Origin of the sequence: Sphingobium sp. (assembly GCF_049304695.1) — a bacterium.
Lineage (GTDB): Bacteria > Pseudomonadota > Alphaproteobacteria > Sphingomonadales > Sphingomonadaceae > Sphingobium.
In genome coordinates this window covers 89727-116117 of the sequence record NZ_JBAQOK010000093.1, presented here as the reverse complement: position 1 = coordinate 116117, position 26391 = coordinate 89727, and the positions used below count along the sequence as shown (strand labels likewise).

Genomic DNA, 26391 nt, shown 5'->3' with positions numbered 1-26391 from the left:
ACCCACGCATAGCGGAGCGCGTGGCGCTTTGCCAAGCAAGGGAATGATGGATGGCGCAAAGGCGTGATTTGCCCGACCCGCGTTAACCTGTCGGCCCGCGACCGTCCCATCGCGGCACAGCGGGCCGGAGACAGTAATCCGCACAGGAAGTCGAAAGCATTTTCGCCTATTGGCAGGCTGGAAAGCGGCAAGCGTCGCATGGATGTGAAGGACGGCACATGGCGGCAATGGGGTGGAAAGGACGTAGCGGCATCGGCGCGCTGGCCCTGTTCGCGCTGATCGCCCCGCGCCTCATTACAGCCGCACCGCTGGACATGCTGCATGCCGCGCAGGCGCAGGCCGACCCGTCAGAAGACGCCGCCGATAACTTCCCCGGATCCGCTTTCTTCTATGCGCAGGGTGCGTTCGATCCGGCGCCGGGCGTGGAAACGGAGCAATCGCAGCATGTGCTGGGGCTGGAGGCAGTTAAGGCTGCGCCAGCGGCGATCTTTCGCGGCATGTCCCCGCTCGACAGCTATCGCGCGCTCAATTGCCTGACATCCGCCATCTATTATGAAGCGGGGAACGAGCCGGTCGAGGGACAGCGCGCCGTTGCTCAGGTGGTGCTCAACCGGGTGCGTAGCCAGCTTTGGCCCAATACGGTGTGCGGCGTCGTCTATCAGGGGTCCGAGCGGGCCGACTATAAATGCCAGTTCACCTTTAGTTGCGATGGTGCGATGGCGCGGATGCCCGCCGCAGCGCCATGGGCGCGGGCGCGCCGCGTGGCGCAGGACGCACTGGCCGGGCAGGTTTATGGTCCCGTCGGCCTTGCCACCCATTATCACACGCTGGCGGTGCGGCCCGAATGGTCGTCCAGCCTGCAACCCGTCGCCGTGATTGGCGCGCATATCTTTTATCGCAATCCCGGCTTCAACGGTACGCCTGCTGCGTTCCGGGCCGTCTATCTTGGCCGCGAAGCCATTTCCGGTCCCGCGCGCAGCGTTTGGCCGATCCGGCCCGTGGTGCCGGTCGAGATGATTGCGCCGGCCCTGCCCAGCGCGCGCATGGATCGGACGCCGACTCCAACCCTTGCCCCTGATCGGGATGCCATGTTGCCCGAATCCACTATCCGCCCGGAATATCGCAATAGCGGACGGCCATTGATCTGACCGACATCCAAATGCGGAATTATTTTGCGAATAACGGTGTAATAACCATCCAAGCATCTGAAATAGCGTCAGATTAAAAATTCAGCTTTTTTTTGACCTGCGGGAACCGACCGCGCTTTTGCGGGTTCTAATATTCGGATAGCAAATCTTTTGCCCCCCGCTCTTGCTATCCAAAATTATGAGCCCGGAACGCATCCCCCCCGACGCGTCTCCGGGCTCAGACTTTTTGGGGCACGGTTCCCCTTTCCCCAATATATTTTCGCAAGCGGAACGCTTTTCATCGGAGCGGGTTTCTGTCTGGACGCCAGTATGGTTCGCCATGCGGTCGCACAGTTTTCCAAGGAGAGATTTCATGACCAAGAAAATCCTGGCCGCAATGCTGCTCACCGGTTCGCTGATGGTTGCTGCGTGCAACACGGTCGAAGGCGCTGGACGCGATGTTCAGAGCGCAGGCAAGGCAGTCGAGAAAACGGCTAACTAAACTTCTCGACTATACGGACTACCCCTCCCCTAGCATTGGCCCGTCCTTCAAAAGACGGGCCATTTTTTTTGGGCATATTGGGCGGCGTGATTATGCCGAGGCTTCCTCAGCGTCCGTTTCGGCCAGTGCCATTTTTTCCTGCCGCCGGTCTGTGAACCAGATCGCGACGATGGTGATTTCATACAGCAGCAGCAGCGGAACCGCGAGCATCAGTTGCGACACGACATCGGGCGGGGTCAACACCGCTGCCAGGATGAAGGCCGCCACGATCATATAGCGACGCATGCCGATCAACTGCGCGCGCGACACAAATCCGGCACGATTGAGTAGCATCAGCAGCACCGGCATCAGGAAGCAGATGCCAAACGCCAGAATAAACTGCATGACAAGGCCGAGATAGGCATCGGCACTGGGTAGCGCCTCGACTTGCAGGCCACTGCTATTTCCCTGAAATTCCAGGAAAAAGTGGAATGCCATTGGCATGACGACGAAATAAGCGAGACTGGCGCCCAATGCGAACAGAAATGGCGTCGCGATGATGAAGGGCAGCAGCGCCTTCTTTTCCTTCGCATACAAGCCCGGCGCAACGAAGGCCCAGAGCTGGTTGGCGATGATCGGAAAGGACAGGCAGACTGCACCGAACGCCGCGATCTTCACCTGCACGAAAAAGGCTTCGTATAATTTGGTATAGACCAGCTTGCCGCCGCCGGTGCCGAACGCTTCCTTGAGCGGATGGACGAGGATGGCGAACAGTTCGTTGGAAAAATAGAAGCTGACGGCGCCGGTAAGCAACAGTGCATAGACGCATTTGAGCAATCGCCCGCGCAGTTCGATCAGATGATCGAGCAGGGGTGCCTTGCTGTCGTCGATATCGCCGCTCATGCCGCCGTTCCGTCCTTCGTGGCATGGCCCGGTTCACCCGCCAGATAGGGCGGGCCATCCGACGCGATCACGCGGGCAGGCTGCGGAGCAATCGGAGTCGGCTCCTCCTGCCCATATTGCGCGACATAGGCCGGGCTTTCGGCAACAGCCGTTGCGTCATCATCCTGCGGTGCTGGCAGGGCTTCCATGACGGGCGCAGACGTTTCTGGCGGATGCTCCGCCATGATCCGCTTGTTCTGGTCCGCCCATTTCTTTTCCAGTTCCTCCAGCTCGACTTCCCGCACCATGGCGTCGAGGCCGGTGCGGAAATGACGCGCCATTCCCTGTGCCTTGCCCACGATCTGCCCTACCTTGTAAAGCGCGCGCGGCAAGTCTTTCGGGCCGATGACGATCACCGCGACGATGACGATCAGCAGGAATTCGGTCGAATCGATTCCAAACATGCGGGACTACCCTGCCAACCGGCGCTGACCGATCAGACCTTGGTCTTTTCTTCGGTCGTAGTCGTCGCGTCCTGTTCAGGGACTCGCTGGCCTTCGAGCCGGCTCGCGGGCTTGGCTGGCGTCACGCCGTCGTCGTCGTCCGCCATACCCTTCTTGAAGCTCTTGATGCCCTTGGCAACATCACCCATCAGGCCGGAAATCCGACCGCCACCAAAAAGCAGCATGACGACCAGGAGTACGATGACCCAGTGCATCAGCGAAAAGGAACCCATTTTTCAATACTCCAGAGAATAAGCCTATCTAGGCCACATCGTCGTCATTTTCCAGAACGGATTGGCCGCCCATACCCTCCAGAGCCAGATCGACCGGATCGAGTAGTCCTGCCGCGCGCAGATCGTCCATGCCCGGAAGGTCGCGACGGCTGCTAAGCCCGAAATGTGACAGAAAATCTACGCTCGTTGCGTAGATGAGTGGACGACCGGGGACTTCGCGCCGCCCCGCTGGACGGACCCATCCTGATTCCATCAACACGTCCAGCGTACCCTTGGCCACCTGCACACCACGGATCGCTTCTATCTCCGCCCGACTGACTGGCTCATGATAGGCAATGATCGCCAGCGTTTCCATGGCAGCGCGCGACAGTTTGCGCGGCTCGTCCTTTTCACGGCGCAGGATGTGGGCAAGGTCCGGCGCAGTCTGGAAATGCCATCGCCCGCCCCGCTCGACCAGATTGACGCCCCGCCCGGCATAATCGTCCGCCAGCCGCCGCAACGTACCGTCCAGATCGCCCGCCCCCACATGCAGGCGCAACTCGGCGGGTGTCAGCGGCGCTTCGGCCACGAACAAGGCCGCCTCCACCGCGCGCAGGAAATCGTCGGGTTCCGCGCTCATGCCACCGCGCCCGCCACAGGCGCGCGCAGGTACAGCGGCGCAAAGATCGAATCCTGCCGCATGTCCAGCCGCCCCTGCCGCGCCAGTTCAAGCGCGGCGACAAAGCTGCTCGCCAGCGCGGACTTCGCCTTGGCCCGGTCGAGACCAGCGGGCAGGAAGGATTCTAACGCGGTCCAGTCAATTGCCGTCCCGACCAGCGCCCCGACACGCTGGATCGCTTCGTCCAGCGTCATAACTGGCCGCACTGCGATGACATGCGTCACCGGCTTGGTCCGGGCGCGGAGCTGCCCATAGGTCTGGATCAGGTCGAACAAGCTGGCACGCCACTGCGCCTTGCGGACCAGTCGCAATCCTTCAGGCTTACGGCGCACGAACACGTCACGCCCCATCCGATCCCGTGCCATCAGTCGCGCTGCCGCGTCACGCATGGCGTGCAGCTTTTGCAGCCGCAATTGCAGACGCAGCGCCATATCTTCGGGACTGGGGTCGGCCTGTTCCTGGCGCGGCAACAGCAGGGAGGATTTAAGATAGGCCAGCCATGCCGCCATCACCAGATAATCCGCCGCCAGTTCCAGCTTCAGTTCGCGCGCGCCGTCGATGAAAGCCAGATATTGTTCGGTCAGGTCCAGGATCGATATTTCGCGCAAATCCACCTTTTGCGTGCGCGACAGGCTGAGCAGCAGATCGAGCGGCCCTTCCCAATGATCGAAGCTGACGGTCAGGGTATCGGGGCCGGTGGCGGCGGTAGGAATGAAAGCATCCTCCACCTTCAGGCCTCCCCTGCAAGGAGAGGGGACAGCGCGTAGCGATGACGGAGGGGTGTCGCCCTATCGAGAGGGTTACACCCCTCCACCGGCTTCGTCGGCCCCCCTCCCGTTGCAGGGGAGGATGTTTCGAAGATGCACCTCAAGCTGTCACCAGTCCCAGAAGCGTATCGCGCGTCGCCAGCAACTGTTCCAGCGGCGGCTGATCCGTGCCCCGCGTCACGCTGGCCATCGCCCGGTCCAGCCGGTCGCGCGCCACCTGCGTCATATCCGGCAATCGATCGGCGATGCCGACCATATCGTCCATACGCCCCCAGCAATTAAGCGCCAGATCGCACCCCGCCGCGACGACGCCCGCCGCCAGATCGGCTATGCTACCGTTCAACGCCTTCATATCCAGATCGTCCGACATCAGCAGTCCATCAAAGCCGATCTGCTGGCGGATGATCGTCCCGATCACGGTGGGGGACAGGCTGGCCGGGCGATCGGCGTCCCACGCGGTGTAGACGACATGGGCAGTCATCCCCATTGGCGCGTGGCGCAACGTCTGGAACGGTTCCAGATCGATCGCCAGCGTTGCTGCGTCGGCATCCACTACTGGCAGGGCGAGATGGCTGTCCACCAATGCGCGGCCATGGCCCGGCATATGCTTGACGATGCCGACCACGCCGCCATCCGCCAGACCGTCGATCACTGCGCGGCCCAGCGCAGCGACCCGCATCGGTTCGGCGCCCAGAGTGCGGTCGCCCATGATGTCGCTCGCACCCTCCTGCCGCACGTCCAGCAGCGGCAGCGCATCGACGGTAATGCCTGCCTCTGCCAGCGTCAGCGCGATAGAGCGGGCATTGGCGCGAGCCGCTGCGATCGCGCTGGACGGTGCGATATCATAGAGGCGATCGAACACCGCACCCGGTGGAAAGGCAGGCCAGACAGGCGGCCGCATCCGGGCGACCCGTCCGCCTTCCTGATCGATCATGATGAGAAGGTCGTCGCGCCCGTGCAGCGAGCGCAGATCGTCGGTCAACGTGCGCAGTTGCGCCCGGTCTGCAATGTTGCGCTGGAACACTATATATCCGGCAGGCTGCGCCTCAAGGAAGAAGGCGCGCTCCTGCGCGGTCAGCGTTTCGCCGGACAAGCCGAATATGACGGGTTTCATGGGCAGGCAGGATAACGGTTAGATCGCACCCTGTCGAAGGGCTTTGTCGCAGTGCGTGTCAGTTCACCACCAGACAGCTTTCCCCCGCAACCTTCAGCTTGCCGCAGATCGTGCCTGCCTGACCACCGGCGCTGGCGCGCAGGCGATAGACGGTGCCGCCGCCGACCTGCGCCGTTTCCACAGTCATCGCCAAAGGTGCGAGATAGGCGAAACGCTTCGACAGCTTGGTCCAGGCGTCCTTCGCCCCCGATGCGCTGCCATAGGCACCCAACTGTATCATCGCGCCACCAGAAGCGGCTTTGGGAGTTGCTGCGACCTTTGCGCTGGTTTCGTCGGCGACATGGGCGTTGACGCTTTGTGTGGGCTTGGCCGGGACGACTGGCTTAGCCACGCTGGGTGCGGGCGCGGTCTTGCTGATCGGGGCTTCGGGCACGCGGCTGGGGTCGATTCGGCCATCGCGCGCCACGCCTTCGCTCGCGGCGAAGCTCGCGTCGCCTTCTCCGTCGAACTTCTTGGCATCCGCTTCGTTCGCGGCGATCTTGTAATTTTCGGCCGGGGCCGCGATCAACTGACCTTCGCCGATGCCGCCAGTCCGGTTATGGTTCTGCGCCCACCACATGCCCGCGACCACCGCGCCGATCATCATCAGGCCTATGAGGATGAAGCCCAACAGCTTGACCGGCGATATACGCTCATCGTCGCCTTCATCGACCGCCGGTTCCAGCCAGGGCAGCCGATCCTCGTCATCGAAATCCAGCCGGTCCCGCGTGCCCCCCCGCGCAAAATCGCCCATCGTCAGAACACTCCATCCCTTGAGCATTCTGAAGGCGGCTCGAACAGCGCGCGGCTTGCAGAATGCGATCGATTAAACAGTCACTGCATTTCAGTCAGCGCGGCCACACCCATCAGGGCGAGGCCGTTGTGAATAATCTGCCCGATTCCCCGGCTCAAGGAAAGCCGCGCTGCGGTGATCGCCGGATCGTCGGTCAGGATGACGCGCGCGCGCGGATCGTCATTGCCGACATTCCACCAACCGTGAAACGCCGATGCCAAGTCATTGAGATAAAAGGCGATTCTATGCGGCTCGCGCATCTGTGCTGCCCCCTCGACCACGCGGGGGAACTGGGCCGCCAGCTTTACCAGCCCCAGTTCGCTCGTCCCAAGAAGGGACAGGTCAGGCATCGGCAAAGCAATCCCTGCCTCATCCGCCCGCCGTCCGAGCGAGGAAATACGCGCATGGGCATATTGGACATAGAATACCGGGTTGTCCTTCGACGCTTCCACCACCTTGGCGAAATCGAAATCCATCTGTGCGTCGGCCTTGCGCGTCAGCATGGTGAAACGGACGACATCCTTGCCCACTTCATTGACCACATCGGCCAGCGTGACGAAATTGCCCGCGCGCTTGGACATCTTCACCGGCTCGCCATCGCGCAGCAGGCGGACCATCTGGATCAGCTTGACATCGAACCGCGCCTTCCCTTCGGTCAGCGCCGCGACGGCGGCCTGGATACGCTTGACGGTGCCTGCATGATCCGCGCCCCAGATGTCGATCAACTGATCGGCGCTCTGCGCTTTCTGGAAATGATAGGCCATGTCGGCGCCGAAATAGGTCCAGCCGCCGTTCGACTTCTTGATCGGCCGGTCCTGATCGTCGCCGAATTGGGTCGATCGGAACAGCGGCAGTTCGACCGGTTCCCAATCGTCAGGCAATTCGCCCTTGGGCGCTTCCAGCACGCCGTCATAGACCAGATCATGCGCGCGCAGCCATGTTTCGGCCTGATCGGGTTTCCCCGCCGCCTGCAACTCCGCCTCGGACGAAAACACGTCGTGACGGATACCCAACAGCGCCAGATCTTCGCGAATCATGTCCATCATCTTCGCCACGGCAAAGGTGCGGAAGATGACCAGCCATTCGCTTTCGGGCGCGCCGACATAGCGGTCGCCATATTCAGCGGCCAGCGCCTGCCCCACCGGCACCAGATAGTCGCCGGGATACAGGCCTTCGGGGATCGCGCCGACATCCTCGCCCAGCGCTTCGCGATAACGCAGGTGCGCCGACCGCGCGAGGACATCGACCTGCCCACCCGCATCGTTGATATAATATTCGCGGATGACCTTATGCCCGGCATATTCCAGCAGCGTGGCGAGCGCGTCTCCAACGACCGCGCCACGGCAATGACCCATATGCATCGGCCCGGTCGGATTGGCCGACACATATTCGACGTTCACCGTCACGCCCTGCCCGATGGTGGACCGGCCATAATCGCCGCCTTCAGCATGGATCGTGGCCAGTTCGTCCCGCCACACAGCGTCGGTCAGCGTCAGGTTGATGAAGCCCGGCCCGGCGATCGTGGCGCTGGCCACTTCTTCGATCGCCTGCAATTTGGTCACGATCGCGTCCGCCAGCGCGCGCGGATTGGTGCCTGCGGGCTTGGCCAGCACCATCGCCGCGTTGGTGGCCAGATCGCCATGAGTCACATCGCGCGGCGGCTCCACCGTAACCGGCTTGCGATTGAGACCAGCAGGCAGCACGCCATCGGCCTCCAGCGCGTCCAGCACGGCGTCGAGATGGGCGGTGAAACGGGTATAAAGAGACACGGGCATTTCCTTCAACGCCGTTCGCCCCGAGCGAAGTCGAAGGGTCTGCTGAGCATGGCGAAGCGGGCCGCTTCCCTCAGTAGAGGGCTTCGACTTCGCTCAGCCCGAACGGAAACATTATAGTGAGCCTTAACGCGTTGCGTTATATTTCAGCTGGTCCTGCGTCAGGTTGAAACCCACGAGCAGTTCGAAACTTGTGCGCAGCAACGCGGCCTTGACGTCCGGCTGTGCGAACGGATCGATCGCAGCGTCGGCATCGCCCGCCTTGCGCTTCTGCGTTATCTTCGCCTGAATGTCAGCGGGCAGGCTGGCTGCGGCCTTGTCAACATAGGAACCTGCCTTCGCCTGCGCGCTGGCGCGATATTCGCCTGCCGCGAAGTTCAGCGTCACCTGATTGACGCGCTTGGCCACGACGACATTGCCGCCCCGGACCACGGCAGAAAAATAGGGCAGCGTGACTTGCCGCGCCACGCTGGCGTCGCTGCGCCGGGCGTTCACGACAAAGGTCGCTTCAGTGTAATATTGCGTGCCATCCGCGCAGGTGGAGCGCAGGTTGGTAATTTCCGCAACCACGTCGATGGCGGACGCATCGCGGCTCTGCGCTGGATTAAACAGCGTGATGTCGCCAGTCTGCGCAGGGATGGCAGCGATCGGACAGGCCGATCGCACAGCCACGATACCGCCGGTCGCGTCGATTTCACCCCGGCGCGAACAACCGGCCAGCGCCAGAACGGCCATGCCAGCCAAAGCGGCGCGGGAGAGAACGATACGGGCCGGGGCGGTAGAGGGCAATGTCACAGGCAGATGTTCCTTGGCATGGCCCGTCGGCCAGAAGCTTTGGGCTTCCTTATCCATCCGCCGCGCAGCGCGCAACTGCAAGGACGCAACTGCGAGAACGGGGCTTTCGCAACGACGCTTTTGCGGCATCGGCCGTTCTGATGTTTTGATCTGTCCGCAAAATGCTCTAAGCGGCTGCGCATGACCGATGCCGCCGACACCCACCCGCCGCTGACCCTGTTGATCGCCGCTCCACGCGGCTTCTGCGCCGGGGTCGATCGTGCCATCATCATCGTGGAGCGCGCGATCGAAACCTATGGCGCGCCCGTCTATGTGCGCCATGAAATCGTCCACAACAAATATGTGGTCGACAGCCTGAAGGCGAAGGGCGCGATCTTCGTCGAGGAACTGGACGAAGTGCCCGATGGCGTGCCGGTGGTGTTTTCCGCCCATGGCGTGCCCAAGGCCGTGCCGGCCAAAGCGGAGGAGCGCGGCCTGTCCTATCTCGACGCCACATGCCCTCTGGTGAGCAAGGTCCATCGTCAGGCGGAGCGTCAGGTGGAGACCGGTCGGCACATCCTGTTCATCGGGCATAAGGGGCATCCCGAAGTGATCGGCACCTTTGGTCAGGTGCCAGATGGCACGATGAGCCTGATCGAAACGGTGGACGACGCCGAACGTTTTGTGCCGGTCGATCCTGAAAATCTGGCTTTCCTGACGCAGACCACTTTGTCGGTGGACGACACGGCCGCGATCGTCGCGACGCTGGAGCGCCGCTTCCCCACGATCATCGCGCCCAAGGGGGAGGATATTTGTTATGCCACGTCCAACCGGCAGACGGCAGTGAAGGCCATCGCCCATCGGTGCGAGGTGCTTTATGTCATCGGCGCGCCCAACAGCTCCAACTCGCTGCGGCTGGTCGAAGTGGCCGAGCGCGAAGGCACGCCCGCCCGCCTGATCCAGCGCGCCGACGAGATCGACTTTGACTGGCTGGAGGGCAAGCGCGTGGTCGGCCTGACCGCCGGAGCATCCGCGCCCGAAATATTGGTGCGCGAAGTCGTGGAGCGCATCGCCACCCGCTATGTCGTGACGGAGGAGCAGGTGGAAACCGCGCGGGAAAGCATATCGTTCAAGCTGCCACGCGGGCTGGAAACGGCCTGAACCATGGCCGTCTATACCCATGTTCCCGCCGAAGACATCGACGCATTCCTCACCCGCTATGACGCAGGTCGGCTGGTGTCCGCCAAGGGCATTGCCGAAGGTGTGGAGAATAGCAATTACCTGCTGGAAACCACTGGCGCGGACGGCAGCGGCCACCGCTATATCCTCACTCTCTATGAAAAGCGGGTGGATGAGGCCGATCTCCCCTTCTTCATGGACCTGCTCGATCATCTGGGCGCGCGCGGTTGTCTTGTTCCGCGCTTTATCGCCGATCGCGGCGGCAACCGCCTTCAGCAACTGGGCGGGCGTCCAGCCTGCCTGATCGAATTTCTGACCGGCATTTCCGTGACGGAACCCACCCCGGCGCAGGCGCGCGCGGCGGGCGCAGCGCTGGGCGCGCTGCATCGCGCGGCGCAGGGGTTTTCGAGCGAACGGCGCAATACGCTCGACATCGCGGGATGGCATGAACTGGCGGCGAAATGTGGCGACGATTTCAACAGGATCGCACCGGGTCTTGCCACGCGCGTGCGCGACGAACTGGCGTTTCTGGACGCGCATTGGCCCGCCGACCTGCCGCGATCGGTGATCCATGCCGACCTGTTCCCCGACAATGTGCTGATGCTGGGCGACACGGTAACGGGCCTCATCGACTTTTATTTCAGCTGCACAGATATCCGTGCCTATGATCTGGCCGTGACGCATAGCGCATGGGTGTTCAGCAACGATGGCACGACATGGTTTGCCGATCGGGCGGCGGCGCTGGGCGCGGGCTATGGCGAAGCACATGGGTTGAGCGAAGCGGAACGCGCGGCTTTCCCCATCCTGTGCCGGGGTGCAGCGCTCCGCTTCCTGCTGACCCGCGCTTATGACTGGATCAACACACCGCCCGACGCGCTGGTGACGCGGAAGGATCCTCTGGCCTATCTGCGGCGGCTGGATTTCTATGCGCAGGCCAACCCGGCCGAGTTGCTGGGCGCATGAGCGACCTTCCCAAGGTCGAAATTTTCACCGACGGCGCGTGCAAGGGCAATCCCGGCCCCGGCGGATGGGGCGCGGTAATGCGCTTTGGCGATACCGAAAAGGAAATATCCGGCGGCGAACCGCACACCACCAACAACCGCATGGAAATGATGGCGGCAGTCGAGGCGCTGACCCAGCTCAAGCGCCCCTGCGCCGTGACGCTCTACACCGACAGCAAATATGTCATGGACGGCATCACCAAATGGGTGATCGGCTGGCAGAAAAAGGGCTGGCGTACCGCTGATAACAAGCCGGTCAAGAATGTCGAAATATGGCAAGCGCTCGTCGCCGCAACTGCGCGCCACAAGGTGACATGGCAATGGGTCAAGGGCCATGCCGGCCACCCCGAAAACGAACGCGCCGACCAACTGGCGAGTGCAGCGGCGGAGAGTTTCAGGCGTTAAGGGCGATGCCTGCCCCAACAACCGTCATTCGCGCGAAGGCGGGAACCCATCTCCCAAGTTTGCCTCATGGCGAGACCCACGAGACATAAACCCTCCGCAAAAAATGCGGAGAATTAAAGAGCTGCTATCCAAAGCGCTCCGGACGATAGGCCCGAACGTCTATCTTGGCGACAGCATCTGGCAATGCCTGCCTGGTTAGCTGGCTGGCGGCGATCAACGCGGCGGCGGGCGCGGTCTGGATCCCAAAACCGCCCTGTCCCGCAAACCAGAAAAAGTCGGGCATCGCGGTGTCGAAGCCATAGACCGGCGCCCGGTCGGGCGCGAAGCTGCGCAGGCCCGCCCAGCGATGTTCGATCGCGGCAATGCGCCAATCCACCACAGCCTCGAACTGCGCGATCGCCTCCGCCACCGCCATCTCTTCCGGCGCGGCATCGCATGGCGCGGACGGCACTTCGTCATGCGGGGTCAGCCAGACGCGCCCCTGCCCCTCCGGCTTGAAATAGAAGCGTTCGGACAGGTCCATAATCAGCGGCAGATGCGTGGACGGCAGGTCAGGCACGCGCAACTGCACCACGGTCCGGCGCAGAGGCGCGATGCCGATCGGCGCAACGCCGCAGGCCCGCGCAACATCGTCCGCCCATGCCCCCGCCGCGTTGACGATCGTGCCGCAGGACAATGCGCCATCGCAAGTTTCGATCAGCCAGCCGTCGCCCTGCCTCCACGCAGACTTTAACCCGGTTGCCAATCGCACGGCCCCGCCCCGCTTGCGGAAGCGGCGCAGAAAGGCCTGATGCAGCGCCGCGACGTCGATATCCTTGCAACTCGACTCCATGACCCCGATCGTCCAGTCGGGCCGCAACCCCGGCACCAGCGTGGCCGGATCAACGGCATGCAGATCGACCTTGCCCGCGAATCGGGCCAGCAGCGCGTCGCGCCGGTTTTCATCCCCAGCCCGGCCCACATGCAATGTGCGGCGCGGCGACAGGAAGCTGCCGTCGTAAAAATCCGGGTCGGGCGCGGCGAGCAGCGGTCCAGACGCGGTAGTCAACGGCTGCACCCCCGCACCGCCATAGGTTTCTTCCCAGAACGCGACCGATCGCCCGGTGGCGTGATAACCGGCCTGATCCTCCATCTCCACGATCACGACCCGCGCATGAGCAGCCAGTTCCGCGCCCAGGCTGGCCCCCGCGATGCCGCCGCCGACGATGACGATGTCGGGATGGTTCACGCTGCGACCTCGTCCAGAAACGCGTCGATCCGCGCCAGTGCATCAAGCCGCACGGGATCGAGTTCGCGCAATATTTCATGTGCCGCCTGCCGCCCATAGACATGCAGGCGCACGCCGGGGATGCGGGATGCCAGCGCCCGGATCACCGGCGTCGACACCAGCTTGTCCGCACCGGTCGCCAGAATGAGCAACGGAATGGACAGCCGCGTCAACGTGTCGCCCAGCGCCAGCGTCCGCGTCGACTGCAGCGCCTGCGCCAACCAGTTCCAGCTTGGTGGTCCCAAAGCGACGTCCCGGCTATGGTCGCGCCACCATATCTCGTCAGCATAGCGATCGGGATCGTGGGTCAGCCGCATTTGCCGCATTCGCCTTTGGCGCTCCGACTGTTCCTTTTGCGTCCATGCCTGTTGGTCCCCCTTCCCGAGCCGCAGCATCGTTCGCGCAATGGCGACCGCCAGCCAGCGGGGTAACGGCGCGCTGTTCAGCCCCATCATGGGGGAGATCGCGACGGCGGCGGTGGGCGAGGGCATACCTTCCGCCAGTGCGCGCAGCATCAGGTGGCCACCCATGCTATGGGCGACCATGACGGTCGGTCCACTCCCCTCCGCACGCCAATCGGAAGCCAGCGCGCCCAAATCCGCAATCCAGTCGGCAAAGTCGCCGATATGCCCTGTCATCGGATCGTCGGTCAGTCGGCCCGACCCGCCCTGCCCGCGCCAGTCGAAGCTGGTGACGGCCCAGCCACGCTCCGCCCAATGGTGGATCACCTCCAGATATTTTTCGATCATGTCGCCGCGACCGCCGATCACCAGCATCCGTCCGCGCGCGCCATCGCCCAATCGATAACGGCGGATGGGCCAGCCGTCGGGCGCGGTCCAGTAATCGAGCCGCCCGCCCATCGGCCAGGCGCGGCGGTCGAAGCCGGTGGTGAAGGGGGGAGAATCCATGCGCGGCATGGTTACGATTTGGTAAGCCATACCGTCTAGGGTCCAATTCCATGTTGGGGGAATATTTCAGGCTGGCGCTGATAAGCGCACTGGGCATCCTGCTGATCGTCGCGGCGGTCACGGACTTGCGATCACGCATCATATCGAATCGGCTGAACCTGATCGTCGCTGCGCTGGCGCCGCTTTGGTGGGTCGCCTGTGGGCTGGATATGTGGCCGGGCATGGCGGTGCAACTGCTCGTCGGCGGCGCTGTATTCGTCTTGTTCGCCATGCTTTTTGCCGTCGGCATGATGGGCGGCGGCGACGTCAAGCTGCTCGCGGCCATCGCGCTGTGGTTTCCGTGGCAGGCGGTCCTATCGCTGCTCGTGCTGATGGCACTGATCGGCGGCGTCGTGACGCTGGTCACGGTCGTCCACCATCGAATGAGCCGGCGGATCGGCCAACCTGAAATACCCTATGGCATTGCCATCTCGTTCGCCGCCCTGTGGTTGCTTGGCGAACGATATCTTAACCATTTTGCGTAATGAGTGACGGCACTGAAAACTATGCTGCCGCTTAAGGGAGGCGAATTTCGTCATGGATGCTAAGAAGATCGTGCTGCTGGTGGGGGCGCTAATCATAGCGGTCACTACAGCCTTGCTTGCACGCAACATGTTGGGTTCGTCAGGCTCTCCTCAGGTCAATGCGCAGGTCATGCCCGTGGAAGCAGACCAGCCCCATGTGCTGGTCGCGACCAAGGCTCTGCCCGTAGGCACCATCCTGGACGCCGAAAGTTTCCGCTTCCAGCCCTGGCCCAAGGATCTGATCGAGCAGGCCTATTATCTGCGTGGTCAGGCCGACCCCGCCAAGCTGGCTGGCAGCGTCGTGCGCACCGCCATTTCGGCAGGGCAGCCGCTGACCCAGGGTGGGCTGGTCAAGCCGGGCGATCGCGGCTTCCTCGCTGCCGCTCTCTCGCCGGGCATGCGCGCCGTCACTGTTCCTGTTTCGGCGCAAAGTTCTGTCGCGGGCTTCGTGTTCCCCGGTGATCGCATCGATCTCGTCCTGACGCAGAGCGTGAGCGGCGGTGGCGACGGCGAACCGCTCAAGGTATCCGAAACCATCCTGCGCAATCTGCGGGTACTTGCTACCGACCAGCGCATGGATGCGATGGGTGAAGACGGCAAACCCGAAGTGCGCACCTATTCCAACGTCACGATCGAAGTGACACCCAAGATCGCCGAGAAGATTGCGGTGTCGCAGACCATCGGATCGCTGTCGATGTCGCTGCGGTCGCTCGCTGACAACTCTTCCGATCTGGACGCGGCGATCGCCGGGTCCGATGTGACGCTGCCCGACGGCGCCAACCCGAAGGCGGAAAAGGCGATGCTCGCCAAGCTCGCGGCACAGCCTGTCGATCGCGGTGGCACCTATTCAACCGGTGCGGACGTTTCGCGCTACCAGCGCAGTTCGGTCCCGGCCAAGGCGGACGCTGGAGCCGCTGGCACCGCATCGCCCAACGGCGCGCCTGTCGGCACCGTCGCCTTCAAAGGCCCGGCCGTCCGCATCGCCCGCGGCACCAACGTGACCGAAGTTCCGGTCGGGGGGAAGTGAGATGAAGAGCATGCACATAATCGCACGGCGCGTGACCGCCGGTCCGATCGCTGCCCCGGCCATCGCATTGGGCCTGGCGTTCGCCATGATCGCCACGCCCACCACGGCGCTCAACGCCGCCCCTTCGGCCCAGCAGGATGGTGCCATCCTGATGTCCGTCGGCGGCAGCCGCGTCGTCAATCTGGGCGCGAAAATGTCCGACGTAGTGATTGGCGATCCCGAAGTCGTCGATGTTCATGTCCGTTCGCAGAACCAGCTTTACCTGATTGCCAAGAAGCCCGGCGAAACCACGGTCTTTGCGACCGCGACCAATGGCAAGGTGCTGTTTTCAGGCACCGTGCGCGTCGGCAACAACCTGACCAGCATCGACGACATGCTGCAACTGGCGATGCCCGGCTCGACCATCGCGGTGAACAAGATGAATGGCATGGTCCTGCTGACCGGCACGATTCAGGCGCCCGAAGACGCAGCCGAAGCCGAACGGCTGACGCAGGCGTTCGTGGGCAAGGATGTGACCGTGGTATCGCGCCTGCGCATGGCGACGCCGTTGCAGGTGATGTTGCAGGTCAAGATTTCCGAAGTCAGCAAGGATGTCGGTCATAAGATCGGCACGAATTTCGGAAGCGTCGACGGCAACGGCGGCAAGATCGCTGGCAACATCGGTGGCGGGTCGCGTGATTTCGCAGACTACACTCGGGGCACTACAGCATCGCCGGGCTACTGGACCTTCAACAATCCGACCGATGGCGCCTACACTCTGGGCGGGGTCGCCAGGATTTTGGGCATGGACATTGCCGGCGCACTGGACCTCGCCGAATCGAGCGGCCTCGCCACCACCTTGGCACAACCTAATCTGACATCTCTGTCGGGTGAGACCGCCAGCTTCCTGGCAGGCGGTGAATATCCCTATACCGTCAGCAACGGCACGCAGGGCAACAGCATCGAATTCAAGCAATATGGCGTGCAGTTGGCCTTCACGCCGACAGTGCTGGCCGATGGCCGGATTTCGCTGCGCGTCCGCCCGACCGTGTCGAGCCTCGACTTTTCGATCAACGCCAACATTCCTGCGCTCAAGAGCCGGACAGCGGAGACCACAGTGGAACTGGGGTCGGGTCAGGCCTTCATGATCGCGGGCCTGCTGAACAATGAAACCAGCAACGGCATCAGCAAGGTGCCCGGCCTTGGCAACATTCCGATCCTGGGCAGCCTGTTCAAGTCGCGCCAGTTCCAGCGCAATGAAACCGAACTGGTCATCGTCGTCACCCCCTATCTGGTGAAGCCGATGAACGCGTCGGACGTGCATCTGCCGACAGACGGCTATCGTAACGCCACCATTACGCAAGGTCTGCTCGGCCAGCAGGGCACCGACGGCGTCAGCGGCGCGCGTCCCGCCATCCCCAGCCGTGCGCCCGGATCGCCACCGCCGCCGCGTTCAGCATCCGCGTTTCCGCCGGTGGCCGCCCGCGACGCGGGCAAGCGTTCGGACAAGGCCGCTGCCGCCCCCGGCTTCAGTTTCTGACGGAAGGACGAACGACATGACCTATCTGTCTCTCAAGACATTCTGTGCCCTGACCCTGATTGCCCTGCCGCTGTCGGCGCAGGCGGGCGACAAATCCAGCAACCGCAGCGTGGATTCGGTTCATCAGCCGGTCGTAGCCTATTCCGCCTACACGTTCGACGTGCAGACTGGATCGAGCGCGATGCTGTCCAACCTGGAAGCGATCCGGCTAAATGACTGGTTCGCCTCGATCGGGCTTGGCTATGGCGATAACGTCGCAATCGTCAGCGATGGCAGTTATGAAAATCCCGCCCTGCGTGATGGCATTGCCGACGTGGTTGCCCGTCATGGCCTGCTCCTGGCGGAAGACAGCTCCGCTGCCGCCGGAACCGCGCCGCAGGGCAACGTCCGCCTGATCGTGCGTCGCGCCACGGCAAGCGTGCCGGGCTGCCCCGATTGGCACGCCACGGCGGAAACCAGCATGAGCCTTGGCACCTCATCCAATTTCGGATGTGGCGTGAACGGCAATCTGGCGGCGATGATCGCCAATCCCGAAGATCTGGTTCGTGGCCAGGGCACCGATAGCGACCTGCGCACTGCAACGTCGAACCGGGCCATTTCCACCTATCGCGACAAAAAGCCGACCGGCGCAGGCGAATTAAAGAACATCACGGCGGGAGGGCAATAAGATGAACGCACCCTGGAAACCGGGCAATGGCGGTCCACGCGACCCGTTCCACGCCTTCGTGTGTGACGATCATAGCTTTGATCTGGTCCGTTCCGTCGCCGCCGAATTGGGCTGGGCACCGGAAAAGGTGAACAAGGGCGGCATGCGCAATGCCGTGCAAAGCCTGTCGATCACCGCCAGCCCCCAGATCCTGTTCGTTGACATGTCCGAAAGCGGCGATCCGCTGAACGACATCAACAGTCTGGCCGAAGTGTGCGAACCCGGCACCGTCGTGATTGCGGCGGGGCAGGTCAACGACGTGCGCCTGTATCGCGATCTCGTCGCCAGTGGCATTCAGGACTATCTGCTCAAACCCTTTGGCGCCGACCAGTTGCGAGATGCGCTGGCGCAGGCGCAAGCCGTGTTCATGGCTCCACGCGACGCAGCGCCCGAACGCCCGCACATGACCGTCGCCGTCATCGGCACGCGTGGCGGTGTTGGCGCGTCCAGCATCGCGACATCCGTGGCATGGATGATGAGCGAAAAGAAAAAGCGCCCGACCGCGCTGCTCGACCTCGACGTGCATTTCGGCACCAATGCGCTCGCCATGGACTTGGAACCGGGCCGTGGCCTGACCGATGCCATCGACAATCCCAGCCGTATCGATGGACTGTTCATCGAACGCGCCATGGTGCGGGCGAGCGACACGCTCGCAATCCTGTCGGCCGAAGCGCCGATCAGCCAGCCGATGATGACGGATGGCGGCGCTTTCTATCAGCTGCTGGAAGAATTCCGCCTCGCCTTCGAATGCACGGTCATCGACCTGCCGCGCAACATGCTGATCCAGCATCCCCACCTGATGACGGATGCAAACGTAACGCTGGTCGTCACCGAACTGACGCTGGCGGCGGCGCGCGACACCATTCGCATTCTGTCCTGGCTCAAGAGCAACGCGCCCCAGTCGCGCGTGCTGGTGGTCGCCAACCGCGTCCATCCCGGATCGCCGGAAATCGGTCGCAAGGATTTCGAAACGTCGATCGAGCGCAAGGTGGACATCCTCATCCCGTTCGACCTGCGCGTCGCCGCCGACTCCGCAAAGCTCGGCAAAACGATCGCCGAAACAGCCAAGGGCAGCAAGGTCGGCGCGGCCTGTGCTGCGCTGCTGGACGACCTGATCGGGGCCGGGAACATTCTGGATGCGCCATCAGGCACGGGCAGGAAGGGCGATTCGCTGCTCGGCAGGATCGGCAGTTTCCGCAACATGATTCCGGCTCGCCGCAAGGATAAGGCCGCCGTGCTGGAGAATTGATCCTGCAAGGCTGCATCAAGGACAGGCGATAGACATGGACGGCAATATCTTCCTCATAACGGTGCTGGTGACCACTCTGCTCGGGTTGGCCATCATCGCGCTTTTCGGTCCCTCGACTGACAAGGCACGTAGCCGCCGTGTCGCGCTGATCCGTGGACGGCACAGCGAATCGGCTGAAACGCTGCTGGAAGCGCGGATGCGCAAGGCGATTTCCAATCGCACGACCGGCGTCGAAGCCAAGATGCTGGTGTCGCTGATCCCGAACCCGGAAAATCTGACCAAGCGCATCAGGATGACCGGCAAGAAGTGGACGCTGAGCCAGTATATGACGTCCAGCGCGATCATCTTTCTGGTGATGACGGCTTTCCTGATCATGCGCGGATTTCCGGTTCCCATGGCGTTCATGGTCGGACTTGCGGCGGGTCTTTGGCTGCCGCACTGGTGGGTAAGCCGCCTGATCAAGAAGCGCATTTTCAAGTTTACCGCCAAATTTCCTGACGCACTCGAACTGCTGACACGCGGTCTGCGGTCCGGCCTGCCGATCGCGGAAACGCTGGGCATCGTATCGAGCGAAATTCCCGGCCCGGTGGGCGAGGAATTCAAGCTGATCACCGAACGCATCAAGATCGGCAAGACGATGGAGATGGCGCTTCAGGAAACGGCCGACCGCCTCGGCACGCCCGAGTTCCAGTTCTTTGTCATCACCCTGGCGATCCAGCGGGAGACGGGCGGCAATCTGGCCGAAACCCTGTCGAACCTGGCCACCGTGCTGCGCCAGCGTGCGCAGATGAAGCTGAAGATCCGCGCCATGTCGTCGGAATCAAAAGCGTCGGCCTATATCATCGGCTCCCTGCCCTTCTTCGTCTTCTTCCTGATTTCCTACATCAACTTTGGCTATATGAGTCCCTTCTACACGCCCGACCCTGCGGGCCTGTTCGGGCTATCGCTGATGCAGGTCGTCGGCATCGGAGGCATGTGCTGGATGGGCATCGGCGCATTCATCATGTCCCAGATGATCAATTTCGAAATCTGATCGGCAGGGAGACACATTATGGAAGCCCCAAACCCCGCCGGCACATTGTTCGGCCTGACCGCGACCGACTTCGGCACGCTGCTGGCCGCTCTTGCGACACTCGCCATGCTGTTCGCACTTTATGCGATCATGACCGTGCGCGATCCGATGGCCAAACGCGTGAAGGCGCTGAACGATCGGCGCGAACAGTTGAAGGCGGGCATCACCGCATCGACCGCCAAGCGCCGCGCCAAGCTGGTGCAGCGCAACCATACCACCGACCACATGCGATCATTCTTGTCCGGCCTGAAGGTGTTGCAGGACGACCAGTTGAAGGAGGCGCAGGTTCGCCTGGCGCAGGCGGGCATCCGGTCGAAGGACTGGGCGGTCGCCGTCATTTTCGGCCGCATGATTCTGCCGATCGTCATTGGTGGCGGGGCCGCGATCCTGCTCTATGCCGTTGGCATCGAACCCGAATGGGGTCCGATGAAGCGCTTCTTCGCCTTCGCCTTCGCCCTGCTGCTCTCCTACAAGGCGCCTGATCTGTACATCAACAACAAGGTGCAGAAGCGGGCGACGGAAATCCGCAAGGGCTTGCCAGACGCGCTTGACCTGCTTGTCATCTGCGCCGAAGCGGGCCTGACCGTCGATGCAGCCTTCAACCGGGTGGCACGCGAGCTGGGCAAAGCCTATCCCGAACTGGGTGACGAGTTTCAGCTGACGGCGATCGAACTGTCGTTCCTGACCGAACGGCGCATGGCCTTCGAAAACCTGGCGACTCGCGTAAAACTGGACGCGGTCAAGGGCGTGGTGACCACCATGATCCAGACGGAGAAATACGGCACCCCGCTCGCCTCCGCGCTTCGCGTGTTGTCCGCCGAATTCCGCCACGAACGCATGATGCGGGCCGAAGAAAAGGCCGCCCGCCTGCCTGCGATCATGACCGTCCCGCTGATTCTGTTCATCCTGCCGACGCTTTTCGTGATCATCCTTGGCCCGGCAGCCTGCTCCATCAGCAAGGCGTTCTGATTTATCCCGATCGTCCGGGCATGCTGCCGTAGCGTCGCCTGCCTTAACGCCCGCCTCCGCCAAAAATGGCGGTGGCGGGCTTTTCTTTTCATGCCTATCTTCGGTCCATAATCAGGAGACCGGATCGCATGAAAGCAGCCGCATTCGTCATTGCCACCATCGCCGCTACCCTCACCCTGCCTGCGCAGGCGGCAGAACCGGTCACGGGCCGCTGGGCCACGGTAGAGGGCAAGGCGATCGTCCAGATCGCGCCATGCGGCAGGGAATTGTGCGGGCGGATCGAAAAGATCGTCAAGCCAACGCCCGGCCGCCCCCATACCGACACCAACAACCCCGATCCGGCGTTGCGTTCGCGACCTTTGGTTGGGCTGCCGCTGCTAACCGGCTTTGCCGATGCGGGCGCACATTGGAAAGGGACGATCTACGATCCCGAAAGCGGCAAAAGCTATACGTCGAAGATGAGCCGCAACAAGGATGGCACGCTCAAGGTACAGGGCTGCATCGCCTTCTTCTGCAAGACACAGACCTGGACGGCAATCAGGTAAGCCAAACTTCGCGCGATTGGAGCGCGATTCGCCTCTGGCGAATCACAAACGCATCGAGCGCCTGATCGCGGTTGATCAGGCGCTCGTTAAGACGTGCGTGCGTCTTTGGAATCAAGGGCAGATCAGCGCCTAGGACGCCGAAACAATGCCCTCGACCGTCGATCAGCCCTGACGGGCTTTGAAGCGACGGTTGGTCTTGTTGATGATGTAGGTCCGGCCACGACGACGGATCACGCGGTTGTCCCGGTGGCGGCCCTTGAGCGACTTGAGCGAGTTGCGGATCTTCATGGAAGTCAGCCTTTGATGATTCTGAATATGATCGAAAATTGAAGCGCTGCCCCTATGGGTGGGGCGGCACAAAGTCAAGGGTGGCGGGCGCTCTTTTGCCGCCGTTCATCCTTCATGCAGCAACTTAGTGGCTTCACGCGTTGGAAGGGGGAATTATATGCCCCATAGCGTCTTTATAGGTGCCGTGCTGTCGGCAATGCCCGTTGGAGTTAAACTCATGTCTAAGCGCCTCTTGCTCCTTGCCACCATCGCCCTCCCCTTTGGCGCCCTCCCCCTTGGCGCGACCGCAACGGCTGCGCCGCGTGTTGAGGTCACGCGATTCCATATGGGCGATCCGGCACGGTCCGGCACCTTTGCGGTAGAGGAAATGCCCGGCAACCCGGACGTCAGCCTGGAATTTCGCACCTATGCCGACGCAGTGGCGCAGCAGTTGCAGCGCGTGGGCTTCACCACCACAGCGGACGGCGCGCCGGGCGATTATGTCGCGCTGGTCAGTTTCAACCGCACCTTCCGCCCATCGGGCGTCGATCGCAGCAGCGATCGGCCAGTCAGCGTTGGTGTGGGTGGCGGCATCGGCAGCGGCGGCGGTCGCCGTGGCGGCACCTTTGGCGGGCTTGGGCTGGGCGTGGGCATCAACCTGTCGGGCAAGCCCAAGGATATCGTGACGACTGAACTGCATGTGCAACTGCGCCGCCGGTCCGATTCGACCGCAATCTGGGAAGGCCGCGCTTCGACGGAGGCCAAGCAGGGATCGCCCGCCGCTCAGCCCGTCACTGCCGCGCAGAAACTCGCCGCCGCGCTGATCGGGGGCTATCCCGGTGAATCGGGGCGCACTATAACCGTCAAATGACCATCAGCATCACCAGCAGCTTCGACGGCGGCAACATCCGCGTCCTGTCCATCACCGACACGCCATCGGGCGTTCGCGCCGACCTTGAAATCGCGAATGACCACCAGAGCGATTTTTACCAGTGGTTTCATTTCCGGGTCGCGGGTGCAGCCGGGCGGGACGTGGAGTTGCGGATCGTCAACTGTGCCGATTCGGCCTATCCCGGTGGCTGGACCGATTATCATGCACGGGTCAGCGAGGACCGGGACAGCTGGTCGCTGGCGGAGACCGCCTATGCCGATGGCGTGCTGACGATTCGCCTGTCTCCCGATTCCAATGTCGCATGGGTCGCCTATTTCGCCCCCTATTCGATGGAGCGGCATCATGACGTGATCGCATGGGCCGCCTGCCAGCCCGGCGTGGCGCATCGCGAACTGGGACTGACGCTGGACGGTCAGCCGATGGACATGCTGACGATCGGCGACGGGCCGAAACAGGTGTGGCTCTATGCCCGCCAGCATCCCGGCGAGACGATGGCGCAGTGGTGGATGGAAGGCGCGCTGGAGCGCTTGTGCGACGAAGAGGATGCCGTCGCCCGCCTGCTGCGCAAACAAGCCACCATCCATCTGGTGCCCAACATGAACCCCGACGGCAGCCGTCGCGGGCATTTGCGCACCAATGCGGTCGGCGTGAACCTCAATCGTGAATGGCACGCCCCCAGCATGGAACGCAGCCCCGAAGTGCTGCTGGTCCGCGATGCGATGGATGCGACCGGCGTGAATTTCGCGATGGATGTGCATGGTGACGAAGCGATCGCGGCGGTGTTTATCGCCGGGTTCGAAGGCATCCCGTCGATCACCGACAGACAGGTCGCCCTTTACCACCGCTATCGCGACACGCTGGCCGCCCGCACCCCCGATTTCCAGACGCGGCTTGGCTATCCGGTGGCAAGCGCAGGCAAGGCGAACCTGTCCATGTCCACCAACCAGTTGGCCGAACGGTTCGGTGCGGTGGCGATGACACTGGAAATGCCGTTCAAGGACAATGACGACCTGCCCGACGCCGACTATGGATGGTCGCCCGCCCGGTCGATGCAGCTGGCCAAGGATTGCCTGGCCGTGCTGGCCGAGATGATAGACGATATTTGAGGGAGTAGCGTGTTCCCGCCTGCGCGGGAACACATGACTATTGCCAGTCGAAGGTCAGCGGAGCTTCGCGGAAGGCGAAGCGGTCGAGATGCTCGGCTACGACCATCTTGAAGCGCTCTACATCGGCGTCTTCCTTCGGCTCGATCGTCACGACCAGCGCATCGGATTGCGCCGCCATGCGGATCGGTCCCATCGGAAAACCGATAACGCCCTTTTCCGTGTCGAAGTCGGTCTCGAACTTGTGGCTCCAATGTTTGCACAGCTGCTGGAGATAGCGGCTGGCATTGGGGGTCGGTACATGGGCTGTCAGGGTCATGTCAGAGTCTTTCGATCTTGCTGGCGGCCTCGTCGATCAGCGATGCGACGTCGAACATGGTCTGGGCATCGGCCCCTTCCTTTTCAAGCCGGTGATGGATGGCGATGCGCATATTATGCATCGCCCGGCGCACCGGCGCACCATCGACCCGCTCGGCCTTTTCCGCCAGCGATGCGAGCCGCTCCATCGCCAGGTCCAGCGCGGCCTGACGTTCGGCGATCTGCGCCACGCCGGCATCGGTGATGGCATAGCACTTGCGACTGCCTTCGCCGGGCTGTTCGGCGATCAGCTCCATATCCGCCAGCAGGGTGAGCGTGGGATAAACCACGCCGGGGCTGGGCGCATAGCTTTCGCCCGACAGCGCGTCGATCGCCCGGATCAGATCATAGCCGTGGCGCGGTTCGTCAGCGATCAGCTTGAGCAGGATCAGGCGCAACGTGTCGTTGTCGAACAAGCGACGTCGGCCACCGGGACCGCCCCGGCCACCGCCCCGCGGACCACTACGCGATCCGTCTTCGCCAAAGCTATCGTCGCGGCCGCCCCGACCTCCGCGAAAGCCGCCGCGTCCGAATCCTTCAGGGCTGGCGGAGCGGTGCATATGGGCATGGCGACAGCCATCGCGGCCATGGTGTGAGTGAGAGAAATGCATCATTGAGTCTTTCATGTGTTTTACGATGCAATGAGATATATCTTATAAATTGGAGACGTCAAGAGTTAAGATGCATCTTAATTGTATCTGAAAGTAACGAGGCGCTATTAAGCCTCTACCTGTTCCCGCTCTGGCGGGAGCCGGGCACAGACCTCGGGACTGGGTTTCAACCTGCGCGGGAAAACGGATGCTTAAAGGCTCGCGAAGTCGATCGGTGCGTGGCGGTCCAGCGCGCGCGACTGGTCTTCCAGCGGATATTTCAGGCCGCTGGCGCAGTTAAACAGCACCGCCCGCGCGTCCCGGTCGATCAGCCCTTCATCCAGCGCCCTGCCATAGGCCGCCAAAGTCGCGCCACCTTCTGGACACAGCAGCAGCCCGTCGTCGCGCGCGACATCGCGCACGACCGCAGCGATCGCCGCATCCGACACCGCCAATGCTGCGCCGCCGCTTTCCCGCACGGCGCGCAGGATCAGGAAGTCGCCGACCGCGCGCGGAACGCGGATGCCCATCGCGATCGTATGCGCGCCTTCCCACCGTTCGGCAAATTCGACGCCCTGTTCAAAGGCGCGAACCATCGGTGCGCAGCCTTCCGCCTGCACTGCGAACATCTTGGGGCGTCTGGAACCGATAAAGCCGATCTTCTCCAGTTCATCGAAGGCCTTCCACATGCCGATGAGGCCCGTGCCGCCGCCAGTGGGATAGAAGATCGCGTCGGGCAATTCCCAGCCCAACTGCTCGGCCAGTTCCAGCCCCATCGTCTTCTTGCCCTCGATCCGATAGGGTTCTTTCAGCGTGGAGAAATCGAACCAGCCGCGTTCCTTCGCCCCCTGCCCGACGATCGCGCCGCAATCATCGATCAGGCCGTTGACACGATAGACGCGTGCGCCCTGCGCCGCGATTTCGCGCACGTTGATTTCCGGCGTGTCGTCGGGGCAAAAAATGATCGCTTCCATCCCCGCCACGGCGGCGTAGGCGGCCAGCGCGGCGCCGGCGTTGCCGTTGGTCGGCATCGCGACCTGAGTCACACCCAGTTCCTTGGCCATGGACACCGCCATGACGAGGCCGCGCGCCTTGAACGATGCGGTGGGTAGTCGCCCTTCATCCTTGGCCATCAGATGCCTGCCCCCCAGCCGCGCAGCCGTTCGCGGCAGCGGGATGAGCGGCGTCGCATTTTCGCCAAGGCTCACGATATTGTGGGTATTGCGCACCGGCAGCAATTCGCGCCAGCGCCACAAATCCATCGGCCGCTGCGCCAGCGCGTCCTTCGTCAGCGACGCGCGAACGGCGTCGAGGTCGTAGCGCACCAGCAGCGGCTTACCCGCTGCCGACAGCCCATGCAGCCGATCCGCCTCGTAACGCTCGCCAGTCAGCGAACATTCCAGATGGGTGACGAAGGTCGGGCGGTCGGTGATGAGGTTCAGGTCGTGGATCATATGGGCCTCCGTTGGAACGTGAACGGATAGCGGCGTCCATAAGATCCTCGCCTGCAAGACGAGGGGGACCGCCAGCGTAGCTGGTGGTGGAGGAGTGTCGCCCTATCGAGAAGGTGACACCCCTCCGTCAGCGCTCCGCGCTGCCACCTCCCCTTGCATGGGAGGATTTTTCGGA

Annotated in this window: 30 protein-coding genes; 15 read left to right on the top strand and 15 right to left on the bottom strand. The window is 62.7% G+C overall.

Features of this window, described 5'->3' with window-relative positions:
- The first annotated feature begins 218 nt into the window (after positions 1–218).
- Positions 219–1148: a cell wall hydrolase gene (locus tag WA070_RS18115; protein ID WP_422635296.1), complete on the top strand. Its 930-nt coding sequence runs from the start codon at positions 219–221 to the stop codon at positions 1146–1148.
- Between the two features lie 352 nt (positions 1149–1500).
- The gene (locus tag WA070_RS18110; protein WP_422635295.1) at positions 1501–1629 is read left to right on the top strand and encodes an entericidin A/B family lipoprotein; all 129 of its coding nucleotides are present in this window, start codon (positions 1501–1503) and stop codon (positions 1627–1629) included.
- 90 nt (positions 1630–1719) lie between these two features.
- Here the strand turns inward: WA070_RS18110 and tatC are convergent, their stop codons facing one another.
- From tatC to WA070_RS18065, 9 genes are all read right to left on the bottom strand, one after another.
- Positions 1720–2511, bottom strand: coding sequence for a twin-arginine translocase subunit TatC (gene tatC, locus WA070_RS18105; RefSeq protein WP_422635294.1), 792 nt, complete (start codon positions 2509–2511; stop codon positions 1720–1722).
- Entirely contained in the window at positions 2508–2954 is a 447-nt protein-coding gene (gene tatB / locus WA070_RS18100; RefSeq protein ID WP_422635293.1) for a Sec-independent protein translocase protein TatB, read from the bottom strand. Before tatB ends, tatC begins: the two co-directional genes overlap by 4 nt.
- A gap of 32 nt (positions 2955–2986) precedes the next feature.
- A complete protein-coding gene (locus WA070_RS18095) occupies positions 2987–3226 on the bottom strand; it encodes a twin-arginine translocase TatA/TatE family subunit (RefSeq protein WP_422635292.1) in 240 nt (79 codons plus the stop codon).
- 28 nt (positions 3227–3254) lie between these two features.
- Complete coding sequence (scpB, locus tag WA070_RS18090) at positions 3255–3845, bottom strand: SMC-Scp complex subunit ScpB (protein WP_422635291.1); 591 nt, start codon at positions 3843–3845, stop codon at positions 3255–3257.
- A complete protein-coding gene (locus tag WA070_RS18085) occupies positions 3842–4612 on the bottom strand; it encodes a segregation and condensation protein A (RefSeq protein WP_422635290.1) in 771 nt (256 codons plus the stop codon). Before WA070_RS18085 ends, scpB begins: the two co-directional genes overlap by 4 nt.
- 139 nt (positions 4613–4751) lie before the next feature.
- Positions 4752–5765, bottom strand: a complete 1014-nt coding sequence (nagZ, locus tag WA070_RS18080) for a beta-N-acetylhexosaminidase (RefSeq protein ID WP_422635289.1) — start codon at positions 5763–5765, stop codon at positions 4752–4754.
- Between the two features lie 58 nt (positions 5766–5823).
- Entirely contained in the window at positions 5824–6558 is a 735-nt protein-coding gene (locus tag WA070_RS18075; protein WP_422635494.1) for an SPOR domain-containing protein, read from the bottom strand.
- 80 nt (positions 6559–6638) lie between these two features.
- Complete coding sequence (argS, locus tag WA070_RS18070) at positions 6639–8366, bottom strand: arginine--tRNA ligase (protein WP_422635288.1); 1728 nt, start codon at positions 8364–8366, stop codon at positions 6639–6641.
- A gap of 129 nt (positions 8367–8495) precedes the next feature.
- Positions 8496–9104 (bottom strand): hypothetical protein, encoded by a 609-nt coding sequence (locus WA070_RS18065; protein ID WP_422635493.1) that lies wholly within the window; start codon positions 9102–9104, stop codon positions 8496–8498.
- Positions 9105–9344: 240 nt separating this feature from the next.
- Between WA070_RS18065 and ispH the strand changes: the two genes are divergently transcribed.
- The 3 genes from ispH to rnhA are packed head-to-tail and all read left to right on the top strand — an operon-like array spanning position 9345 to position 11728.
- Entirely contained in the window at positions 9345–10304 is a 960-nt protein-coding gene (gene ispH, locus WA070_RS18060; RefSeq protein ID WP_422635287.1) for a 4-hydroxy-3-methylbut-2-enyl diphosphate reductase, read from the top strand.
- Between the two features lie 3 nt (positions 10305–10307).
- Positions 10308–11285, top strand: a complete 978-nt coding sequence (thrB, locus tag WA070_RS18055; RefSeq protein ID WP_422635286.1) for a homoserine kinase — start codon at positions 10308–10310, stop codon at positions 11283–11285.
- Positions 11282–11728, top strand: a complete 447-nt coding sequence (gene rnhA, locus WA070_RS18050; protein ID WP_422635285.1) for a ribonuclease HI — start codon at positions 11282–11284, stop codon at positions 11726–11728. The genes thrB and rnhA overlap by 4 nt, the downstream gene beginning before the upstream one ends.
- A 124-nt stretch (positions 11729–11852) precedes the next feature.
- On the opposite strand, the gene WA070_RS18045 is transcribed toward rnhA, so the two are convergent.
- The gene (locus WA070_RS18045) at positions 11853–12956 is read right to left on the bottom strand and encodes an NAD(P)/FAD-dependent oxidoreductase (protein ID WP_422635284.1); all 1104 of its coding nucleotides are present in this window, start codon (positions 12954–12956) and stop codon (positions 11853–11855) included.
- Positions 12953–13912, bottom strand: coding sequence for an alpha/beta hydrolase (locus tag WA070_RS18040; RefSeq protein ID WP_422635283.1), 960 nt, complete (start codon positions 13910–13912; stop codon positions 12953–12955). Before WA070_RS18040 ends, WA070_RS18045 begins: the two co-directional genes overlap by 4 nt.
- Positions 13913–13953: 41 nt before the next feature.
- On the opposite strand from WA070_RS18040, the gene WA070_RS18035 reads away from it, so the two are divergent.
- The 8 genes from WA070_RS18035 to WA070_RS18000 all read left to right on the top strand — a co-directional run bounded on the left by WA070_RS18035 (position 13954) and on the right by WA070_RS18000 (position 21553).
- Positions 13954–14427 (top strand): A24 family peptidase, encoded by a 474-nt coding sequence (locus WA070_RS18035; protein ID WP_422635282.1) that lies wholly within the window; start codon positions 13954–13956, stop codon positions 14425–14427.
- A 52-nt stretch (positions 14428–14479) separates the two neighbouring features.
- Positions 14480–15493: a Flp pilus assembly protein CpaB gene (gene cpaB / locus WA070_RS18030; protein ID WP_422635281.1), complete on the top strand. Its 1014-nt coding sequence runs from the start codon at positions 14480–14482 to the stop codon at positions 15491–15493.
- Between the two features lies 1 nt (position 15494).
- Positions 15495–17012, top strand: coding sequence for a type II and III secretion system protein family protein (locus WA070_RS18025; protein WP_422635280.1), 1518 nt, complete (start codon positions 15495–15497; stop codon positions 17010–17012).
- 16 nt (positions 17013–17028) lie between these two features.
- Positions 17029–17679, top strand: a complete 651-nt coding sequence (locus tag WA070_RS18020; RefSeq protein ID WP_422635279.1) for a CpaD family pilus assembly protein — start codon at positions 17029–17031, stop codon at positions 17677–17679.
- Position 17680: 1 nt separating this feature from the next.
- Positions 17681–18967 carry a pilus assembly protein CpaE gene (locus tag WA070_RS18015; RefSeq protein WP_422635278.1) on the top strand — a complete coding sequence of 429 codons (1287 nt, stop codon included), beginning with the start codon at positions 17681–17683 and terminating at the stop codon, positions 18965–18967.
- Between the two features lie 34 nt (positions 18968–19001).
- A complete protein-coding gene (locus WA070_RS18010; RefSeq protein ID WP_422635277.1) occupies positions 19002–20000 on the top strand; it encodes a type II secretion system F family protein in 999 nt (332 codons plus the stop codon).
- Between the two features lie 18 nt (positions 20001–20018).
- Positions 20019–21008: a type II secretion system F family protein gene (locus tag WA070_RS18005; RefSeq protein ID WP_422635276.1), complete on the top strand. Its 990-nt coding sequence runs from the start codon at positions 20019–20021 to the stop codon at positions 21006–21008.
- Between the two features lie 128 nt (positions 21009–21136).
- On the top strand, positions 21137–21553 hold the full coding sequence (locus WA070_RS18000) for a DUF2147 domain-containing protein (RefSeq protein WP_422635275.1): 417 nt from the start codon (positions 21137–21139) through the stop codon (positions 21551–21553).
- 162 nt (positions 21554–21715) lie between these two features.
- Here WA070_RS18000 and ykgO read toward each other — a convergent pair whose 3' ends face one another.
- Entirely contained in the window at positions 21716–21841 is a 126-nt protein-coding gene (gene ykgO / locus WA070_RS17995; protein WP_010160916.1) for a type B 50S ribosomal protein L36, read from the bottom strand.
- Positions 21842–22058: 217 nt separating this feature from the next.
- On the opposite strand from ykgO, the gene WA070_RS17990 reads away from it, so the two are divergent.
- Both WA070_RS17990 and WA070_RS17985 read left to right on the top strand, forming a co-directional pair.
- Positions 22059–22691, top strand: a complete 633-nt coding sequence (locus WA070_RS17990; RefSeq protein WP_422635274.1) for a DUF4136 domain-containing protein — start codon at positions 22059–22061, stop codon at positions 22689–22691.
- Positions 22688–23818 carry a M14 family metallopeptidase gene (locus tag WA070_RS17985; protein ID WP_422635273.1) on the top strand — a complete coding sequence of 377 codons (1131 nt, stop codon included), beginning with the start codon at positions 22688–22690 and terminating at the stop codon, positions 23816–23818. Before WA070_RS17990 ends, WA070_RS17985 begins: the two co-directional genes overlap by 4 nt.
- A 37-nt stretch (positions 23819–23855) precedes the next feature.
- Here WA070_RS17985 and WA070_RS17980 read toward each other — a convergent pair whose 3' ends face one another.
- From WA070_RS17980 to WA070_RS17970, 3 genes are all read right to left on the bottom strand, one after another.
- On the bottom strand, positions 23856–24134 hold the full coding sequence (locus WA070_RS17980) for a DUF2218 domain-containing protein (RefSeq protein ID WP_422635272.1): 279 nt from the start codon (positions 24132–24134) through the stop codon (positions 23856–23858).
- A gap of 1 nt (position 24135) precedes the next feature.
- Positions 24136–24786 carry a PadR family transcriptional regulator gene (locus tag WA070_RS17975; protein WP_422635492.1) on the bottom strand — a complete coding sequence of 217 codons (651 nt, stop codon included), beginning with the start codon at positions 24784–24786 and terminating at the stop codon, positions 24136–24138.
- A gap of 188 nt (positions 24787–24974) precedes the next feature.
- On the bottom strand, positions 24975–26216 hold the full coding sequence (locus WA070_RS17970) for a threonine synthase (protein ID WP_422635271.1): 1242 nt from the start codon (positions 26214–26216) through the stop codon (positions 24975–24977).
- Positions 26217–26391: the final 175 nt, after the last annotated feature.

Coding starts and splice junctions, on each gene's coding strand:
- WA070_RS18115 (WP_422635296.1), top strand. CDS start 219: ATGGCGGCAATGGGGTGGAAAGGACGTAGCGGCATCGGCGCGCTGGCC.
- WA070_RS18110 (WP_422635295.1), top strand. CDS start 1,501: ATGACCAAGAAAATCCTGGCCGCAATGCTGCTCACCGGTTCGCTGATG.
- tatC (WP_422635294.1), bottom strand. CDS start 2,511: ATGAGCGGCGATATCGACGACAGCAAGGCACCCCTGCTCGATCATCTG.
- tatB (WP_422635293.1), bottom strand. CDS start 2,954: ATGTTTGGAATCGATTCGACCGAATTCCTGCTGATCGTCATCGTCGCG.
- WA070_RS18095 (WP_422635292.1), bottom strand. CDS start 3,226: ATGGGTTCCTTTTCGCTGATGCACTGGGTCATCGTACTCCTGGTCGTC.
- scpB (WP_422635291.1), bottom strand. CDS start 3,845: ATGAGCGCGGAACCCGACGATTTCCTGCGCGCGGTGGAGGCGGCCTTG.
- nagZ (WP_422635289.1), bottom strand. CDS start 5,765: ATGAAACCCGTCATATTCGGCTTGTCCGGCGAAACGCTGACCGCGCAG.
- WA070_RS18075 (WP_422635494.1), bottom strand. CDS start 6,558: ATGGGCGATTTTGCGCGGGGGGGCACGCGGGACCGGCTGGATTTCGAT.
- WA070_RS18065 (WP_422635493.1), bottom strand. CDS start 9,104: ATGGCCGTTCTGGCGCTGGCCGGTTGTTCGCGCCGGGGTGAAATCGAC.
- ispH (WP_422635287.1), top strand. CDS start 9,345: ATGACCGATGCCGCCGACACCCACCCGCCGCTGACCCTGTTGATCGCC.
- thrB (WP_422635286.1), top strand. CDS start 10,308: ATGGCCGTCTATACCCATGTTCCCGCCGAAGACATCGACGCATTCCTC.
- rnhA (WP_422635285.1), top strand. CDS start 11,282: ATGAGCGACCTTCCCAAGGTCGAAATTTTCACCGACGGCGCGTGCAAG.
- WA070_RS18040 (WP_422635283.1), bottom strand. CDS start 13,912: ATGCCGCGCATGGATTCTCCCCCCTTCACCACCGGCTTCGACCGCCGC.
- WA070_RS18035 (WP_422635282.1), top strand. CDS start 13,954: ATGTTGGGGGAATATTTCAGGCTGGCGCTGATAAGCGCACTGGGCATC.
- cpaB (WP_422635281.1), top strand. CDS start 14,480: ATGGATGCTAAGAAGATCGTGCTGCTGGTGGGGGCGCTAATCATAGCG.
- WA070_RS18025 (WP_422635280.1), top strand. CDS start 15,495: ATGAAGAGCATGCACATAATCGCACGGCGCGTGACCGCCGGTCCGATC.
- WA070_RS18020 (WP_422635279.1), top strand. CDS start 17,029: ATGACCTATCTGTCTCTCAAGACATTCTGTGCCCTGACCCTGATTGCC.
- WA070_RS18015 (WP_422635278.1), top strand. CDS start 17,681: ATGAACGCACCCTGGAAACCGGGCAATGGCGGTCCACGCGACCCGTTC.
- WA070_RS18010 (WP_422635277.1), top strand. CDS start 19,002: ATGGACGGCAATATCTTCCTCATAACGGTGCTGGTGACCACTCTGCTC.
- WA070_RS18005 (WP_422635276.1), top strand. CDS start 20,019: ATGGAAGCCCCAAACCCCGCCGGCACATTGTTCGGCCTGACCGCGACC.
- WA070_RS18000 (WP_422635275.1), top strand. CDS start 21,137: ATGAAAGCAGCCGCATTCGTCATTGCCACCATCGCCGCTACCCTCACC.
- ykgO (WP_010160916.1), bottom strand. CDS start 21,841: ATGAAGATCCGCAACTCGCTCAAGTCGCTCAAGGGCCGCCACCGGGAC.
- WA070_RS17990 (WP_422635274.1), top strand. CDS start 22,059: ATGTCTAAGCGCCTCTTGCTCCTTGCCACCATCGCCCTCCCCTTTGGC.
- WA070_RS17985 (WP_422635273.1), top strand. CDS start 22,688: ATGACCATCAGCATCACCAGCAGCTTCGACGGCGGCAACATCCGCGTC.
- WA070_RS17980 (WP_422635272.1), bottom strand. CDS start 24,134: ATGACCCTGACAGCCCATGTACCGACCCCCAATGCCAGCCGCTATCTC.
- WA070_RS17975 (WP_422635492.1), bottom strand. CDS start 24,786: ATGATGCATTTCTCTCACTCACACCATGGCCGCGATGGCTGTCGCCAT.
- WA070_RS17970 (WP_422635271.1), bottom strand. CDS start 26,216: ATGATCCACGACCTGAACCTCATCACCGACCGCCCGACCTTCGTCACC.